This window comes from Nibrella viscosa (genome assembly GCF_039541875.1).
In the GTDB taxonomy this organism is placed as follows: Bacteria; Bacteroidota; Bacteroidia; order Cytophagales; family Spirosomataceae; genus Nibrella; species Nibrella viscosa.
The window spans coordinates 156977-172244 of sequence record NZ_BAABHB010000007.1 but is presented as its reverse complement, the minus strand read 5'-3'; the positions used below and the strand labels follow the sequence as shown (position 1 = coordinate 172244).

Genomic DNA, 15268 nt, shown 5'->3' with positions numbered 1-15268 from the left:
AAAAATAGCAACAAAAAATCTAACTTTTATCCTGTAAGATGTCTTTCAGGAACTTCCGGAACGGTTCGGCAAACTCCGGACGCTTCAGCGCGAACTCAACGGTTGTTTTCAGAAAGTCGAGTTTGTTGCCGATGTCGTGCCGCTTACCTTCGATGTGGTGAGCGTAAATGCACTCTCGCTTCAGCAGCAGCCGCAGGGCGTCGGTCAACTGAATTTCGTTGTTCTTGCCCATGCCCGTCTGCTCGATGGCCGAAAAAATCTCCGGCGACAGCACATACCGCCCGGCAATGGCCAGATTCGACGGAGCCTCGCCGATAGTGGGTTTCTCCACCAGCGTGTCCAGTTCCAGAATTCGGTCGCTCAGCGATTTGCCGCCCACAATGCCGTAGCGGTTTACCTTATCGGCGGGCACCTCTTCTACCGCAATCACCGACCCACCATATTGTTGGTAGGTATCGATGAGCTGCTGCGTCACCGGAATCACCGAGTCCATGATGGTGTCGCCCAGCAATACTGCAAACGGTTCGTTGCCCACATGGTGGCGGGCATAGCTGATGGCATCGCCCAGGCCGTTGAGTTCTTTCTGGCGCACAAAATGAATGTTGGCCAGATCCGACAGCCGGCGCATTTCATCATAAAGCGCCCGATCTTCTTTTTCTACCAGTTTGGCTTCCAGTTCGTAGTTCCGGTCGAAGTGGTCTTCAATGGCCCGTTTGCCTTTTCCGGAGATAATCAGGATGTCTTCGATGCCCGAATCAACAGCCTCCTGCACCACATACTGAATGGTGGGCATATCAATAATCGGCAGCATCTCTTTGGGCTGCGCCTTGGTGGCGGGCAAAAACCGCGTACCCAATCCGGCAGCGGGGATGATGGCTTTTTTTATCATGGATTGGTTCATTGGCTCATTGGTTCATTGGTTGACTGGCAACAACATTCTCCAGTCAACCAATGAACCAATGAACTAGTCAACTAAATAACATATGGCTTAATCACGCGGGCATTCAGTTTCTTAAGTTCGATAAAGAGTCGGTTCAGCATGGCGTCGTCGCGGTAGATGCCGATGATGGAGCCGCCGGACCCGGTAAATGAAGCCGAGGCTCCACAGGCGCGGGCGGTCCGAATCAGCGCCATATTGCTGTCGCTGATGGGATAGATCTGGCAACGCAGATCGAAGTTGCGGTTGACGAGGCTGTTCAGGGCATCGGTATCCTGCTGCAGCAGCGCTTCCCGGCCCTGACCGGCTACATCGGCAATGCTGTTCAGCGTGTGTACAACCAGTTCTTCGCCCTGCAGCCACCGCGACCGTACGTCGTTATGCACCTTGCCCGACTGTTTGCCGAGCTCCGTTTTGTAAGCGATATACAGTTTGGGCAGCAGCCGCGGGTCGAGCGGTTCATAGTAGCCGTGGCCCTGACGCTCCATCAGCGATCGGTCAAAGTCCATGTACACGCAGCCCTCAAAGCACTGAATTACCCGGTCCTGCAAACCGGCCGCTATGCCCAGTTCTTCGGTTTCGGTCGCCAGGACGAGGTTTGGCAATATGGGCAGCGGAATCTCCACATCATAAAAGCGCATCAGCGCCCGGAAAGCGGCAACAATAATGGCGCTGGAACCCGATAAGCCAACCTGCCGGGGAATGGACGTAGCGTAGCGGATCGAAAAATTTCGGTTGGGCAGCTTGATCTGCTCGCGCTCGCAGTACTCCAGAAACTTTTTGATGGCCGCTTTCAGCAGGGGTACGCCCCCGTGGTAGCCCAGCGTGCTAACGGCGTCGCGCAGGTGGTAAATGCTCCGAAACTCATTGGTGTCCTGCGGCTGGGGTTCAATAATCAGCTCGGGCGAAGGGTAGAGCTTAACAGACGCGCCGAAATTGCGAACAGAGATCGATATGGTTTTGCCGAAGAAGCCGTCGGACGGATTGCCCATCAGGCCCGCCCTGGCGTAGGCACGGGATTCGATAATCAAGAGACAGCAAGGTTGGTGTACGAACCGACAAGTTTACAAAGAAAATAGGTTTTGTAGGCACTCTATTATCGACCAGCCCAAAAAAGAAGCGGCCGGAATATCTGATTCCGGCCGCCGTTACTGAAATACTTTACCTGGTTCGCTTTCCGGGCTGATTATCATACCCCATATTGTGTGGGTCATAGTCTGTGTTCGGATTATCGTCCTGCTCCAGATATGTAGCATCGTTGCGATGGAACAGAGCTTCGTCCGACGGGTTGTCGGGTATCTGCTCCAGCTTGCGGTTCGCTTCGTCACTCATCATTTTAGGCTTTTCGTGGCTACCCTGGTTAACGGCATCCGGGTTTACCTCCCACTCCTGATCGGTGTCGAGGCTTTCACCCTTGGGCGTTGCCGGATGGCCTTCGCCCAGGTTCCGCTCCCGCATACCGGCTATCATTTCTGTATTTTCTGTATCCTGGTCCATACCAGACACCGAGTTGAACGTTTCCAGGTTGGTCCCTTCCGATACCCGGCCATAGTCGGATGTGCCGTGCTGATGGGGATTATTGGAATAAAATTTAGGATCGACCTCTTCGGGATCGAACGCTGATCGTTTGTTGTCCATAACGTGTTGAGAGTTTTCAATATAACCCGAAACCACCGGGTGTTGTTTCAGCCGGTAACCAGAGCCGCCGGCCGATAAGTAACTTATCCAGCTTTGGTAGTCACCCGCTCTTTCAGTTCTGCCACTTCATCCCGCAGTTGATCGTTGGTCTGTTGCAGCAGGGCCATGCGCTCGTTCAACTGAAACAGCAGGAACTCCATATTGCGCAGGCGCTCCTCGGTGGTAATGGCGGCCGTGGGGGAGGGGTTCAGTGTCCGGAACATCAGCCCTTCGCCCCGCAGCAGCCAATCGCCGTTGACCTGCGGAAAGACCATCAGAATTTTTTGGAGGGTATCGAACCGGGGTTTCATCCGGCCGTGAAGAATATGGTAAATTTTTTCACCCCGGCGCTCGCCCAGCTTCCGGGCAAACTCCAGAACGCTAATATCCAGAGCCTCTATAAGCTGCTGCAGGCGGTCTTCGATGGTCATGGGCGAATGGCTTATCGTTTACATAATATTATGTAAAAAACGGCCGAAATTTTTAGCAAAAATGGCCAGAAATTTACACGGTTTTATGTATATTTACCTGTTAAATGAACCCCTGTAAAAGGCAAAAGGGACCGCAATATGGGCCCCCTGCTCGAACAGTAAACAACAAATACTAATGAACATGCAAAAGAATAACACAACCGAGACAAATCAAAGCGGTTTGATCGTGAAACCGTACCAAAAAATTCACGAAGTCACGGGTGAGGTAGTTAACCGGTATAAATATCTGGAAGGTCACCCCCGCCAGTACCGCTTTGATGCCAAGGAAGGCGTGTTCAATATTAACGGTACCGACAAGATTGGGCGGACGCTGACCTTCCAGCCGCTGGCCTGGCGGATCTTCACGGACAACATCCTGAACATGGGTACCAAAAACTGGGCCGAGATTTTCTTTCTGGACGAGAAGAACTGCGTGTCGGCGATCCTGTTCCACGGCTATTCGGTCGATAATATTTTCCGGCTGATTGAGCCGCTGTACTACGACGACCTCACCCTGGCCGATGTGGTTATTACGGCTGTTGCCGAGAAGAAAGAGAACACCAAGATTCAGCCGAAGGGCGTGTACTATATCGCTACATTCTCGTACAAACTGGGTGATGCCGACCGTACCGCCGAACTGAAGCAGTTTGCGCAGGACCACAAGATCTTCCGCCAGGAAACGCTAACCGATATTGCCAACATCAAAACTGCTTTCAACTATTATAATCCCTTCGCCAACGCAGCCGAAGAGCCGGAACTGCTGACGGCGGGAGAGTAACGGAGGAGGGACGATGGGGAGGAAAAGAGAAATGGCTTAGTCCTGTTTCTCCTTTTCTCCTATCGCCCTTCCTCCCGATTTTTCGTACGTTATGATTAGCCAACTCACAATTGACACCCCTGAACTGGCCCCCGGCCTGACCGATTATCGGTCGATTGTTCGTGTATCCAACTCCGACCTCACCCGGCTGAAAGAAGAACACCTGGGGTATTGGTCGATGCCGTCGGCGCGGTTCGTTCCGGAGAAGGCTAAGACCTTTGGCCGGGCCTTTCACCGCCACCTGCTGGAACCCGAAACCATTGGGACCGTGCTGGAGCAACTGCTGCCCGACCTGACCGAATCGAGGCTGGTGGGCAAGGCAACGCTGGACAATAACGATACGGCCAAACTCCAGCAGTTGACACAGACAATCCGGGAGGATGCCTTTTGCCGGCGCTACCTGCGGAAGTCGGAGCGGGAGCGGGTGGTGCTGTTTACCGACCCCCTGAGCGGTTTGGCCTGTAAAGCCCGGCTCGATGTGGTCTATACCAGCCCCAAGCGCCGGAATGCGCTTATCCTTGATTTTAAGACGACCTCGGCCCGGACGCAGGCGCAGTTTCTGCAAACCTGCTACGATTACGACTACGACCGGCAGGCCGCTTTTTACCTGGACAGCCTCCGCTACGCCGATTTGCCGGAGTGGGCCGACACCCGCCGGTTCCGGTTTGTTTTCATTGGCGTACAGAAGCAGAAGCCGCACCGGCTGTTTGCGGTAGACGCCACCTCGATTCCCAATTTTGTGGAGTACGGCCGGAAGAAGTACCAGTTCTGGCTGCGGAAGTGGAAAGAAGAGCAACCCGCACAACCGGATCTGTGGCCGGTCAGCAGCGGCCTGGCTTCCTAATGTAAACTCAACCGTATGAACGCTTTTGTAATGACGTTAACGCCTTCTACGCTCCAGTTCGACTGGGGCAGCGACGGGCTCGTTCTCTGGATTGAAGACCTGAGCAGCGACAGCAGTCTGGTCTGCCGGATGGACGACGCCCTAAGCCGCATTGCCTTCGCCATTGAGCTGCAAACCGGCTGGGACCACCGTACCGACGGAGATACCTACCATCCGATTTACGGCTACCGGCTGCTGATGCGCGACGCCACCGGGGTCTGGCATGCCGTGCGCGTCGATGAAGCCGGGCGCTTTGCCGGACTGGTGCCGCTACAGGAACTCGACTACGAAATTGCCTACGAAAAAGTGATGTGGCTGGACTAACAAGTCCAGTCTTTTTTCGCCCAACCTGATAAGTGAACGCAAGGATTAGCCCTACTATGCAACCTTCCGGATCAGAAATGCATCTAACGGGAAATCACTCGAACATCTATCGCATGAAAAGCCTTATCTACACCATTCTGCTCACACTGGCTGCCTTACCGATCGCTATGGCGCAGCGCACCATTGATGCCGGCGAAATTGTTGATCGAATTAACCGCAACCAAGCAATCAGCTACGAGGATGTAACCGTTCAGGGGGACCTGGACCTGACCGAGCTGTCGAACAAGAAGCGCCGGAACGAAGACCGTTGGGGCGGGGAAGCCTACCTGAGCACGGTTCAGGCACCGATCTCTTTCCGGAACTGCACCTTTACGGGCAAGTTTCTGGCCTACAAAAACCTCCGGCAGGATGGCCGGTTCTGGGAAGAAGGTGTAGTATACACGGCTAACTTTGACGAGGCCGTTACCTTCGAAAACTGTACGTTCAAAGCCGATGCCGCCTTTAAATACTCTACTTTTCGGCAGCGGGCTTTGTTTGCCGGCAGTACGTTTGGGAAGGAAGCGCAGTTTAAATACGCCCGGTTTGAGCAGGCGTCCGATTTCAGCGGCTGTCTGTTTAAAGAATTCACCCATTTCAAATATACCCAATTCAACGAAGCCACCACGTTCCGGCAGGCTACGTTTGCCGGAACGGCCGATTTCAAATACACCAAGTTCGACGAGGGGGTATCTTTCAGCAACGCTGTGTTTGAGCAGTTAGCCGATTTTAAGTACACGCATCTCCCGCGAGGCAGCAATTTTGAGGCAGCTCAATTCGACGGAGTGGCCGATTTTAAATACACGACCCTGGACGGCCGGCGATTTTCGCCGGTGAGCCGCTCCCGTTAGGTTTCATCAGCACCTAATAACCAGGCCTCCCCATTCGGGAGGCTTTTTTCGTAGCTTTTCAACCACAGGCTAATTTTCTGGTTTTATAAAAGATTTACTCAACTACTGACGAAAAACTGTGAAACGCTCTGTTAAAATTATAATTGGCGTAGTTGTGCTGCTGGTTATTGCCCGGCTGCTGCTGCCCTATATTGTACTGCGTTACGTGAATAAGGTTTTGGCCGATATGGGCGATTATACCGGCCATATCGAGGATGTAGACATATGGCTGATTCGGGGTGCTTACCAGATTGACAACCTCAACATCCGGAAAATCAACGGCAAGGTAAAAGAGCCTTTTCTGTCTATTCCCAAAACAGAACTTTCTGTGCAGTGGAACGCACTGTTCAAGGGGAAGCTGGTGGGTGAGGTTGAAGCCTATGCCCCCGAACTCAATTTCTCCTTCAGCGAAGACGAAAACGCCAGTCAAACGGGTAAAGAAGTAGACTGGACCGACGTGGTGCGGGATCTGATGCCTATCGAGATCAACCGGTTTGCGGCTTATAACGGCAATATTGAACTGGTTAACCTCTTCAGCGCCACCAATACCGGCCTGACGTTAAAAAACCTGGATATGGAAATTCGCAACATCCGCAATGTTGACGATAACAATGCCAGATTACCCTCACCGGTAACGGCTACCGCCGACGTGCCGGGCTGGGGCGGTACCCTAAGCGTCAATGCCGATATGAATCTGCTGAAGCCGCTCCCGGATTTTAAGTATAATCTGAAACTGGACAATCTTCAGCTCATCAAGCTTAATAAAATCGTTCGCTCCTACGCGAATCTGGATTTTGAGGCAGGTACGGTCAGTGTACTCAGCGAGATGGCGATGTACGACGGCAAGATGCAGGGCTACTTCAAGCCGCTGACCAAAAACATGAAGATTTTCAAGTTGAAGGAGCCGGGTGAAAACCGAACGGTAGGGCGTTTTTTTACCGAACTGCTGGCCGAAGGAGCCTCCGAAGTGCTCGAAAATCAGAAGAAAGACCAGATTGCCACCCGGATTCCGATCAGCGGCACCGTCAAGAGCGCCGGTACCGAAACCTGGCCGATTCTGATCGGCGTGCTGCAAAACGCCTACGTAGAAGCGTTCCGGAAAGAATTTGACTATACCCTTTCGGTCAAGGAAACAATTCAGAACTATCGCGAAGCCCGCAAGGAAAAACGGGAGGAACGCAAGGCCGAACGCAAAGACCGGCGGGCGGAGCGGAAAGAAGCTCGCCAGAAACGCTGGGAAGAGCGCAAGAAAGAACGGGAGAAACGCCGGAAAGAAGGTAAGGGCCTGTTTAACTAAAAACAGACTACCGGATAATAGCGTAGGTCTGCCGGGCACGGGCGCGGGAGAGGGCGTTGAAGTGCCACCACTCGGTGGTGCTGACGCTGAAGCCGGCCCGGTTCATCACGGACCGTAAAAGTCGCCGATTAGTAACCTGTTGCCGGGTTAGTTTTCCCCTTTTCAGCATCTCGTCTTCTTTTGGTGGGTAAGCCAGCACCCCAAAATAGTCGTATTGGGTGCCCATATCCAGCGGCTTGCCGGCTGCGGTGGCGATGGTTAGGTCTACGGCGCAGCCATAGTTGTGGATAGAGCCTTCTTTTGGGTCTGCCACGTACTTGGCCTTTTCTTTCAGCGGCACGTTCAGCGTGTCCCACAAAATTTGCTGAACGCTCAGGGGGCGGGCGGCATCATACACCAGCAGCCGCAGGTCGGGGAGCTGCTGCCGGAGGTAGGCGCTGGCCTGGGCGAGTTTGCGGGCCGCCATGGGTTGCAGGTAGGCCCGCGTGAGGTCGCCGTATACATCAACGCCTACGAAGTTGTCGGTGGTGGAGTACTTCAGGTCTACCAGAATGGTGGGGTCAATTTTCTGAATGTCTACCAGTCCCTGCCGGATCATGGTTTGTTCGAGTTTGGATTGGGCGGTGAGGGAGATGGGGGAAAGGAGGAGGGAGGAGAGGAGTAAGGGGAAAAGGAGGAATGGGGGGAATTGGGAGCGAATGGGGTGGTTGCGGATCGGCATTGATGAAGGCTTGTTTGGTGTTTGGGCGGCACTAACGGGTAGGCTGGTGCGGACATGGATTGCGATTTAACAAAAAACGGTCTACTTTGCTACGATATTTTCCCGGCAGAACATGGCTTTAAATTACATCTGGGTTGCTTTTTTTATCGTAGCGTTTGTCATTGCCCTGTTTAAACTGATTTTTCTCGGCGACACCGCCATCTTCCAGGTCATTGTTGAGGGCTTATTCGATTCAGCCAAAGTGGCCATCATGGACATTGCATTGCCGCTGGCCGGGGTTATGGCTTTTTTTCTGGGCCTGCTCAATATCGGCGAAAAAGCCGGGGCCATCAACTTCATCGCCCGCATTATTGGCCCCTTTTTCCACAAGCTCTTTCCCGAAGTACCCCGGAATCACCCCGCCAACGGGGAGATGATTATGAACTTTTCGGCCAATATGCTCGGCCTCGACAATGCCGCTACGCCCTTTGGCCTGCGGGCCATGCAGAGTCTTCAGGAACTGAACCCTGACAAAGACACAGCCTCCAACGCCCAGATCATGTTTCTGGTGCTGCACACCTCCGGCCTGACCATCATCCCGCTCAGCATTATGGCGCAGCGGGCAATTCTGGGGGCCAGAGACCCCTCCGACATTTTTATTCCCTGTCTGATTGGTACCTATGTGACAACGGTAGTCAGTGTGGCCATTGTGGCGGGTATTCAGCGGCTGAACCTGTTGAACCGGGTGGTGATCGGCTGGCTGGGCGGCATTACGGCCTTTCTGGCGCTGGCGTTGTGGTACTTATCGTCGCTGCCGAAAGAGCAGATTGAAGAAGTGTCGAGGGTGGTCGGTAATGTGCTGCTTTTCTCCATCATTGTAGCCTTTCTGCTGGGAGCCCTTCGGCGAAAGGTGGATATTTTCAGCACGTTTATCGAGGGCGCCAAGGGTGGTTTTGAAACATCAGTGCGCATTATTCCGTATCTGGTCGGGATGCTGGTCGCGATTGGGGCCTTTCGCAATGCGGGAGCGATGGATTATCTGGTGGGCGGCCTGAAATACCTGATTGGCCTGACGGGCGTCAATACCGACTTTACGGATGCCTTGCCGGTGGCCCTGATGAAGCCACTCAGCGGCAGCGGTGCCCGGGCGCTGATGATTGATGCCATGAAGCAGTTTGGCCCGGACTCGTTTATCGGGCGGCTGGTATGTATCTTTCAGGGTTCTGCCGATACCACGTTTTACATTGTCGCGCTGTATTTTGGCTCTGTCGGCATCAAGAAAACGCGTTACGCCATTCTGGCGGGCCTCATCGCCGATTTCGCCGGGGTGCTGGCCGGTATCGCGCTGGGGTACTTTTTCTTTCATTAGGCAACGTTAATTATGAATATTAATCAGGTTCGAGAAGAGTTGCATAAACTCATTGACGAAATAGATGATTTATATGTGCTGAATGGCCTGTACCGGAACCTGGCGGCCGAAAAGCGGCATAAGGCGGAGTACGACAAAGAACAGGCGGAGAAAAATGCCAAATCAACTACCAGACGAACGAAACGCGGCAATTAATGCCTGGGTGCTGGACGTTAGCCCCCAGATATCTTTACCCGGAACAAGTGCAGTGTCTAACGTCCAGCGTCTAAAACCCTCCCCATGATTCAGCCTAAACTCTCCGCGTTTGACCTGACCATGATTGTGGTCAGTCTGGTCATTGGCATTGGTATTTTCCGGACGCCCGCTATTGTGGCACAATCGGCGGGGTCGCCGGCCGTGTTCTTTGCCGCCTGGATTGCGGGAGGGCTGGTGAGTCTGTGCGGGGCGCTGACGTTTGCCGAAATTGGCTCGCGCTACCATGTAGCTGGTGGTTTTTACAAGCTCATTTCCGATGCCTTTCATCCGGTGTTTGCTTTTATGCTCAACTGGGTGATTGTGCTGACCTATGGAGCCGGTAATGTCGGCGTCGCGCTGATTGGCGCGGAATACATCAATCCTTTCTTACCGGATGCATTGCGCGGCCCCGTGGGCGTACAAGCCACAGCCATCGGTACGGTGCTGCTGTTTTACGTCATCAACCTGCTGGGTATTCGTTCGGGTGCCCGCACGCAAAACCTGCTGAGCGGCCTGAAGGTGGTGCTGATGGGGGTGCTTTGCCTGGGCATAGTGGTACCCCCGGCATTTATGCCAGCCTCGGCGGCTGCTGTGGGAGCAGGGAAAAGCGACCTAACGGTGGTGGGTACGTTTGGGGTCAGCCTGATTGCGGTGTTTTACACGTACGGTGGCTACCAGCAGGTGCTGAACTTCGGGGCAGATATCAGGAACCCGGCGCGTAACGCACCGAAGGGCATCATTGCGGGCATACTGCTTATTATGGCGCTGTATCTGGGGCTGAACTATGCCTACTACCGGCAGCTCGGTTTTGAGGGACTGGCCGGCTCTAAACTGATTGCGGCCGATCTGGCGCGGGCCTTGTTCGGAGAGGGGGGCTTTACGTTCTTCTCGCTGGCCATCTTTATCTCGGTGCTGGGGTATCTCAATGCCAGTCTGCTGTCCTTGCCGAGGGTGTATTACGCCATGGCCGAAGACGGTATTCTGCCGCCCATTTTCAAGCGGGTCAACAGCCGGACGCAGACGCAGGAGTTTGCCCTTACGTTTCTGGTGGCCATCATGCTGCTGTCGCTGTTCTTCCTGGGCACCTTCGAGAAGATTGTCAGCTATGTCATGTCGATTGACAGCCTCGCCTTAGCCAGTGCAGCCGCTACGCTGTTTATCTTCCGGCGCCGGGCAAAGGGCCAGGATACGCATACAGGTTACCGGGTGAAGCCTTACCCGCTGCTGCCCATTATTTTTGTGGGCTTTTTGCTCATTGTGTCGGTCAACGTCATCATCAGCGACCCGGTGCCGGCCGCCATCGGCTGGGGGCTGTTTCTGAGCGGCTGGCCCTTGTATTACCTGCTGAAAAAAGTGTTTTAAATGGACCTGTCGTATATCCTGAACGAACTCGGCGAAACGCGCGATAACTACTTCAACGCCATTGCGCCCCCCATCATCCAGACCAGCAATTTCACCTTTCCGGACGTGGCTACCATGCGCCGGGACCTGGAGCAGGAGCATGCCGTACCGTTTTACACCCGGGGCAACAACCCGACGGTGCAGATACTCCGCAGGAAACTGGCGGCCCTGGAAGGGGCCGAAGAGGCCCTGGTACTGGCGAGCGGTAGTGCCGCCATTGCTTCGGCAGTGCTGGCCAATGTAGCCCAGGGTGACCATATCGTATCCGTCGCTAAACCCTATAGCTGGACGCTGCGGCTCATGCGCGACCTGCTGCCCCGGTTTGGCGTGACCACTACATTTGTCGACGGTACCGACGTGGCCAATTTTGAGCGGGCGATTCAGCCGAATACCAAAGTTATTTACCTGGAGTCGCCGAACTCGTTTACGTTCGAGTTGCAGGATATAGCCGCCGTAGCAAAACTGGCCAAAGCGAGGGGAATTATTACCATGATCGACAATAGTTACAGCACCCCGCTGTATCAGCAGCCGATCAAACTGGGTATTGACCTGACGATGCATTCGGCGTCTAAGTACATCGGCGGCCACTCCGACCTGGTGGCGGGTGTTATCTGCGGCACAGAGGCAATGATTCAGAAGATCTTTTATTCTGAATTTATGACGTTGGGCGGCATCATCTCGCCCATGAATGCCTGGCTGATGCTGCGCGGCCTGCGGACGTTGCCCCTGAGGTTGGCGCATTCCAGCCAGAGCGCGAAAACCATTGTGGCGTTTCTGGAGCAGCACCCGGCGGTTCGGCGGGTGTATTATCCGTTTTCGCCCTCGCATCCGCAGTATGAGCTGGCTCAGCGGCAGATGACCGGCTGCGGGGGGCTGCTGACCATTGCCCTGAATACAGACGGGATGGACGTAGTTGATACCTTTGCCAACGCGTTGAAGCGGTTTCTGCTGGGGGTATCCTGGGGTGGGCACGAGTCGCTGGTCTTTCCGGCCAGCGTGACGTACCCGACGGGTCAGGCAGAGGCCGGTGATACTAACTTTACCTTAGTTCGTTTATATATCGGGTTGGAGGAGCCATCTGTGCTGCTGGCCGATTTGAAACAAGCACTGGACGGGCTTCATTAGTTGATTGGTTCATTGGTTAACCAGCCTACTAATGAACCAATCAACTGCTCAACCAACCCGTTACTTTTCGTAATTTTACAGATTCCATTCAAATAGAACCCAATAATGACATTTGATCGGCGCTTTCTGACGCTCTTGTTCAGTTTTGTGGCTGTACTGCCGGGCTATGCGCAAACGGTATATACCACGCCTTCCTTTCTCCGGTCGCCGTCGCAGTGGGCCGACTCGGTGTTTTTAGCCATGACGCCCGACGAACGCATCGCGCAGCTTATTATGGTTGCCGGGTACTCGAACCGGACACCGGTGTACGAAGACTCGCTGGTGAATCTGGTAAAACAGTACAAACTGGGGGGTGTCGTTTTCTTTCAGGGTGGCCCGGTGCGGCAGGCCCGGCTGACAAACCGGTTACAGGCGGTCTCGTCGGTGCCCCTGTTCATTGCAATGGATGCCGAGTGGGGACTGGCCATGCGGCTCGACAGCACCGTGCGCTACCCCTACCAGATGACCCTGGGCGCGATGCAGGGCCACGACGACCTGATCTATGGCATGGGGGCCGATCTGGCCCGGCAGGCACACCGGCTGGGTGTTCACATCAACTTTGCGCCGGTGGCTGATGTCAACAACAATCCGAACAATCCGGTTATCAATTTCCGGTCGTTCGGCGAGGATAAAGAAGCCGTGGTGCGGAAGTCGCTGGCGTATATGAAAGGGATGCAGAACAACTTTATCCTGACGTCGATCAAACACTTTCCCGGCCACGGCGATACCGGCACCGACTCCCATTACGACCTGCCGGTAATCGCTCACAACCGGACCCGGCTCGATAGCCTGGAGATCTATCCGTTTAAAAAACTGGTGGAAGCGGGCGCTACCGGGGTGATGGTGGCTCACCTGAGTATTCCCGCACTGGATACTACGCGTAACCGGCCCTCGACCCTGTCGCCCGCCATTGTCACCGGCATTCTGAAAAATGAGCTTGGCTTCCAGGGACTGATTTTCTCGGACGCCATGAACATGAAAGGCCTGACCAAGTTCTATCCGGCCGGACTGGCCGACCGGCTCGGTCTGGAAGCCGGCATGGACGTGCTGGAATTTACGGAAGACGTCGGCCGGGCAATTGCTGAGGTGAAAAAGGCCATTGAGGATGGCCGGCTGACGCAGGCCTCCATCAACGCCCGCTGCCTGAAAGTGCTGAAGGCTAAAGCCTGGGCGGGCCTTAACCAGTACCGGCCTGTTAACCTGACGAACCTGGTAGCGGAGCTGAACCGGCCGGCTTCTGAATTGCTAAACCGCCGGATGACCGAAGCCAGCCTGACGGTACTGAAAAACGACCAGAGCCTGCTGCCGCTGCGGGAACTGGATACCCTGCGCATTGCTTCCGTATCCGTTGAAGCCGACCGCCCGACGGTGTTTCAGCAGATGGCCGGCAACTACACCAGTATCGACCAGTTTACGGTATCGTCGCGCAGCGCCGACTCAACCATCGCGCAGGTGGAGAGTGCTTTACAGAATTACAACCTGGTGCTGGTTGGCGTTCACCTGAACAACATCCGGCCGGGTGCGCGCTACGGCATGCAGACCCGCACCGCCGAACTGGTGCAGCGGCTGGCTGCGACCGGTAAAGCCGTGGTGGCCGTATTCGGCAATGCCTACGCGCTGGACAAACTACCGGGACTGGAGCAGGCCCGCGCAATTGTAACCAGCTACCAGCCGTGGGCCTACGGCGAAGACTTGTCGGCACAACTGATCTTTGGGGCCATCGGCGCGGAAGGTAAACTGCCGGTGACGGTAAACGACCGCTACCGCCGGGGCGCTGGTATTCAGACGCCCGCCATCGGCCGGCTGAAGTACACCATTCCGGAAGAAGTAGGCATCGACTCGCAATACCTGACGCAGAAGGTGGATTCGGTGGTCAATGTGGGATTAACCCAGAAAGCCTTCCCCGGTTGTGTGGTGCAGATGGCCAAAGACGGCAAGGTGATTTTCCGGAAAGCCTACGGCTCCCACACCTACGAAGGCAACGAGTCCACCCGGATCGATGACCTGTTCGACATGGCCTCCGTCACCAAGATCAGCACCTCAACCCCGGCGCTGATGAAGCTGGTAGATGAAGGCAAATTTGACGTGGACAAAACCATGGCCGACTACCTGCCGGGCTACAGGAAATCGAACAAGGCCAATCTGGTCTGGCGCGATGTGCTGACGCATCAGGCCGGCCTGAAAGCCTGGATTCCGTTCTGGATGGAAACGAAAAATCCGGATGGGACCTTTAAACCCAGAACGTTTCAGGCAACCCGGTCGAACCGGTACCCGATTGAAGTAACCGACAGTCTGTTCTTATACCGTGGTTATCCGGACTACATCTACGAACAGATTAAGAATTCGCCGGTGAGCGGCAAGAAGGAATATGTCTACAGCGACCTGTCGTTTTACCTGTACCCGAAGATTGTGAAGCGGCTGACCAAAATGGATTTTGAAGACTACCTGAAGAAGACCTTCTACCGACCGCTGGGGGCTGCCACACTGACATTCAACCCGCGCCGGCTCTATCCGCTGGAGCGCATTGTGCCGACCGAGCGCGATTCGCTGTTCCGCAAAACCCTGATTCAGGGCCGCGTACACGACGAGGGCGCGGCTATGCTCAACGGTCTGTCGGGGCACGCGGGCCTCTTCGGTACGGCCAACGACCTGATGAAGCTAACGCAGATGTATCTGCAAAAAGGCTACTACGGGGGTGAGCAGTTCATCTCACCCGCTACGCTGGCAGAGTTTTCCCGCTACCAGTTTCCTGAACTGGGCAGCCGCCGGGGACTGGGCTTCGAGAAGCCGTCGTTCAAATATTCGGGGAACGCCCCCCGCAGTGCCAGTGCAACCAGCTTCGGCCATTCCGGCTTTACGGGCACCTACACCTGGATCGATCCCACATATAACCTGACATACGTTTTTCTGTCGAACCGGGTGTATCCGACGCGGCTCAACAACAAGATCAGCCAGTTGAACATTCGGACAGAGGTAGGCGAAGCCCTCTACCAGGCCATTCGCCGGGGGAATACCCTGGCCTTATAAACAAAAAGAAAGCTGGACCGAACCACGAGCCCGGCTTTCGGT

General features: G+C 54.8%; 15 protein-coding genes. 10 read left to right on the top strand and 5 right to left on the bottom strand.

Annotation, left to right across the window (positions count from 1 at the left end; genetic code table 11):
• Nucleotides 1-19 precede the first annotated feature (19 nt).
• The 4 genes from galU to ABD931_RS17910 all read right to left on the bottom strand — a co-directional run bounded on the left by galU (nucleotide 20) and on the right by ABD931_RS17910 (nucleotide 3045).
• The gene (gene galU, locus ABD931_RS17925) at nucleotides 20-889 is read right to left on the bottom strand and encodes a UTP--glucose-1-phosphate uridylyltransferase GalU (RefSeq protein ID WP_345269321.1); all 870 of its coding nucleotides are present in this window, start codon (nucleotides 887-889) and stop codon (nucleotides 20-22) included.
• Nucleotides 890-972: 83 nt separating this feature from the next.
• On the bottom strand, nucleotides 973-1968 hold the full coding sequence (locus ABD931_RS17920) for a mevalonate kinase family protein (protein WP_345269230.1): 996 nt from the start codon (nucleotides 1966-1968) through the stop codon (nucleotides 973-975).
• Between the two features lie 130 nt (nucleotides 1969-2098).
• Entirely contained in the window at nucleotides 2099-2575 is a 477-nt protein-coding gene (locus ABD931_RS17915; RefSeq protein WP_345269229.1) for a hypothetical protein, read from the bottom strand.
• 83 nt (nucleotides 2576-2658) lie between these two features.
• Nucleotides 2659-3045, bottom strand: a complete 387-nt coding sequence (locus tag ABD931_RS17910) for a helix-turn-helix domain-containing protein (protein ID WP_345269228.1) — start codon at nucleotides 3043-3045, stop codon at nucleotides 2659-2661.
• 175 nt (nucleotides 3046-3220) lie between these two features.
• On the opposite strand from ABD931_RS17910, the gene ABD931_RS17905 reads away from it, so the two are divergent.
• From ABD931_RS17905 to ABD931_RS17885, 5 genes are all read left to right on the top strand, one after another.
• Nucleotides 3221-3862, top strand: coding sequence for a hypothetical protein (locus tag ABD931_RS17905; protein ID WP_345269227.1), 642 nt, complete (start codon nucleotides 3221-3223; stop codon nucleotides 3860-3862).
• A 91-nt stretch (nucleotides 3863-3953) separates the two neighbouring features.
• Nucleotides 3954-4745: a PD-(D/E)XK nuclease-like domain-containing protein gene (locus ABD931_RS17900; RefSeq protein WP_345269225.1), complete on the top strand. Its 792-nt coding sequence runs from the start codon at nucleotides 3954-3956 to the stop codon at nucleotides 4743-4745.
• 15 nt (nucleotides 4746-4760) lie between these two features.
• Nucleotides 4761-5108 (top strand): hypothetical protein, encoded by a 348-nt coding sequence (locus tag ABD931_RS17895; RefSeq protein WP_345269224.1) that lies wholly within the window; start codon nucleotides 4761-4763, stop codon nucleotides 5106-5108.
• Nucleotides 5109-5221: 113 nt separating this feature from the next.
• Entirely contained in the window at nucleotides 5222-5995 is a 774-nt protein-coding gene (locus ABD931_RS17890) for a pentapeptide repeat-containing protein (protein WP_345269223.1), read from the top strand.
• Nucleotides 5996-6113: 118 nt separating this feature from the next.
• Nucleotides 6114-7331: a DUF748 domain-containing protein gene (locus ABD931_RS17885; RefSeq protein ID WP_345269222.1), complete on the top strand. Its 1218-nt coding sequence runs from the start codon at nucleotides 6114-6116 to the stop codon at nucleotides 7329-7331.
• Between the two features lie 7 nt (nucleotides 7332-7338).
• Here the strand turns inward: ABD931_RS17885 and ABD931_RS17880 are convergent, their stop codons facing one another.
• A complete protein-coding gene (locus tag ABD931_RS17880) occupies nucleotides 7339-8052 on the bottom strand; it encodes a M15 family metallopeptidase (RefSeq protein WP_345269221.1) in 714 nt (237 codons plus the stop codon).
• Between the two features lie 112 nt (nucleotides 8053-8164).
• Here ABD931_RS17880 and ABD931_RS17875 point away from each other — a divergent pair, with 112 nt between their 5' ends.
• The 5 genes from ABD931_RS17875 (at nucleotide 8165) to ABD931_RS17855 (ending at nucleotide 15226) form a co-directional block, all read left to right on the top strand.
• A complete protein-coding gene (locus ABD931_RS17875; protein WP_345269220.1) occupies nucleotides 8165-9400 on the top strand; it encodes a nucleoside recognition domain-containing protein in 1236 nt (411 codons plus the stop codon).
• A gap of 12 nt (nucleotides 9401-9412) precedes the next feature.
• On the top strand, nucleotides 9413-9595 hold the full coding sequence (locus ABD931_RS17870; RefSeq protein ID WP_345269218.1) for a hypothetical protein: 183 nt from the start codon (nucleotides 9413-9415) through the stop codon (nucleotides 9593-9595).
• An 84-nt stretch (nucleotides 9596-9679) separates the two neighbouring features.
• On the top strand, nucleotides 9680-10996 hold the full coding sequence (locus ABD931_RS17865; protein WP_345269217.1) for an APC family permease: 1317 nt from the start codon (nucleotides 9680-9682) through the stop codon (nucleotides 10994-10996).
• A complete protein-coding gene (locus ABD931_RS17860) occupies nucleotides 10997-12160 on the top strand; it encodes a trans-sulfuration enzyme family protein (protein WP_345269216.1) in 1164 nt (387 codons plus the stop codon).
• A 105-nt stretch (nucleotides 12161-12265) separates the two neighbouring features.
• The gene (locus ABD931_RS17855) at nucleotides 12266-15226 is read left to right on the top strand and encodes a serine hydrolase domain-containing protein (RefSeq protein ID WP_345269214.1); all 2961 of its coding nucleotides are present in this window, start codon (nucleotides 12266-12268) and stop codon (nucleotides 15224-15226) included.
• Nucleotides 15227-15268 lie beyond the last annotated feature (42 nt).

Bases quoted from the DNA above. Each gene is read 5' to 3' on its own strand.
- ABD931_RS17860 (WP_345269216.1), top strand. From the start codon at position 10,997: ATGGACCTGTCGTATATCCTGAACGAACTCGGCGAAACGCGCGATAAC.
- ABD931_RS17915 (WP_345269229.1), bottom strand. From the start codon at position 2,575: ATGGACAACAAACGATCAGCGTTCGATCCCGAAGAGGTCGATCCTAAA.
- ABD931_RS17910 (WP_345269228.1), bottom strand. From the start codon at position 3,045: ATGACCATCGAAGACCGCCTGCAGCAGCTTATAGAGGCTCTGGATATT.
- ABD931_RS17890 (WP_345269223.1), top strand. From the start codon at position 5,222: ATGAAAAGCCTTATCTACACCATTCTGCTCACACTGGCTGCCTTACCG.
- galU (WP_345269321.1), bottom strand. From the start codon at position 889: ATGATAAAAAAAGCCATCATCCCCGCTGCCGGATTGGGTACGCGGTTT.
- ABD931_RS17875 (WP_345269220.1), top strand. From the start codon at position 8,165: ATGGCTTTAAATTACATCTGGGTTGCTTTTTTTATCGTAGCGTTTGTC.
- ABD931_RS17865 (WP_345269217.1), top strand. From the start codon at position 9,680: ATGATTCAGCCTAAACTCTCCGCGTTTGACCTGACCATGATTGTGGTC.
- ABD931_RS17870 (WP_345269218.1), top strand. From the start codon at position 9,413: ATGAATATTAATCAGGTTCGAGAAGAGTTGCATAAACTCATTGACGAA.
- ABD931_RS17895 (WP_345269224.1), top strand. From the start codon at position 4,761: ATGAACGCTTTTGTAATGACGTTAACGCCTTCTACGCTCCAGTTCGAC.
- ABD931_RS17900 (WP_345269225.1), top strand. From the start codon at position 3,954: ATGATTAGCCAACTCACAATTGACACCCCTGAACTGGCCCCCGGCCTG.
- ABD931_RS17905 (WP_345269227.1), top strand. From the start codon at position 3,221: ATGAACATGCAAAAGAATAACACAACCGAGACAAATCAAAGCGGTTTG.
- ABD931_RS17855 (WP_345269214.1), top strand. From the start codon at position 12,266: ATGACATTTGATCGGCGCTTTCTGACGCTCTTGTTCAGTTTTGTGGCT.
- ABD931_RS17880 (WP_345269221.1), bottom strand. From the start codon at position 8,052: ATGCCGATCCGCAACCACCCCATTCGCTCCCAATTCCCCCCATTCCTC.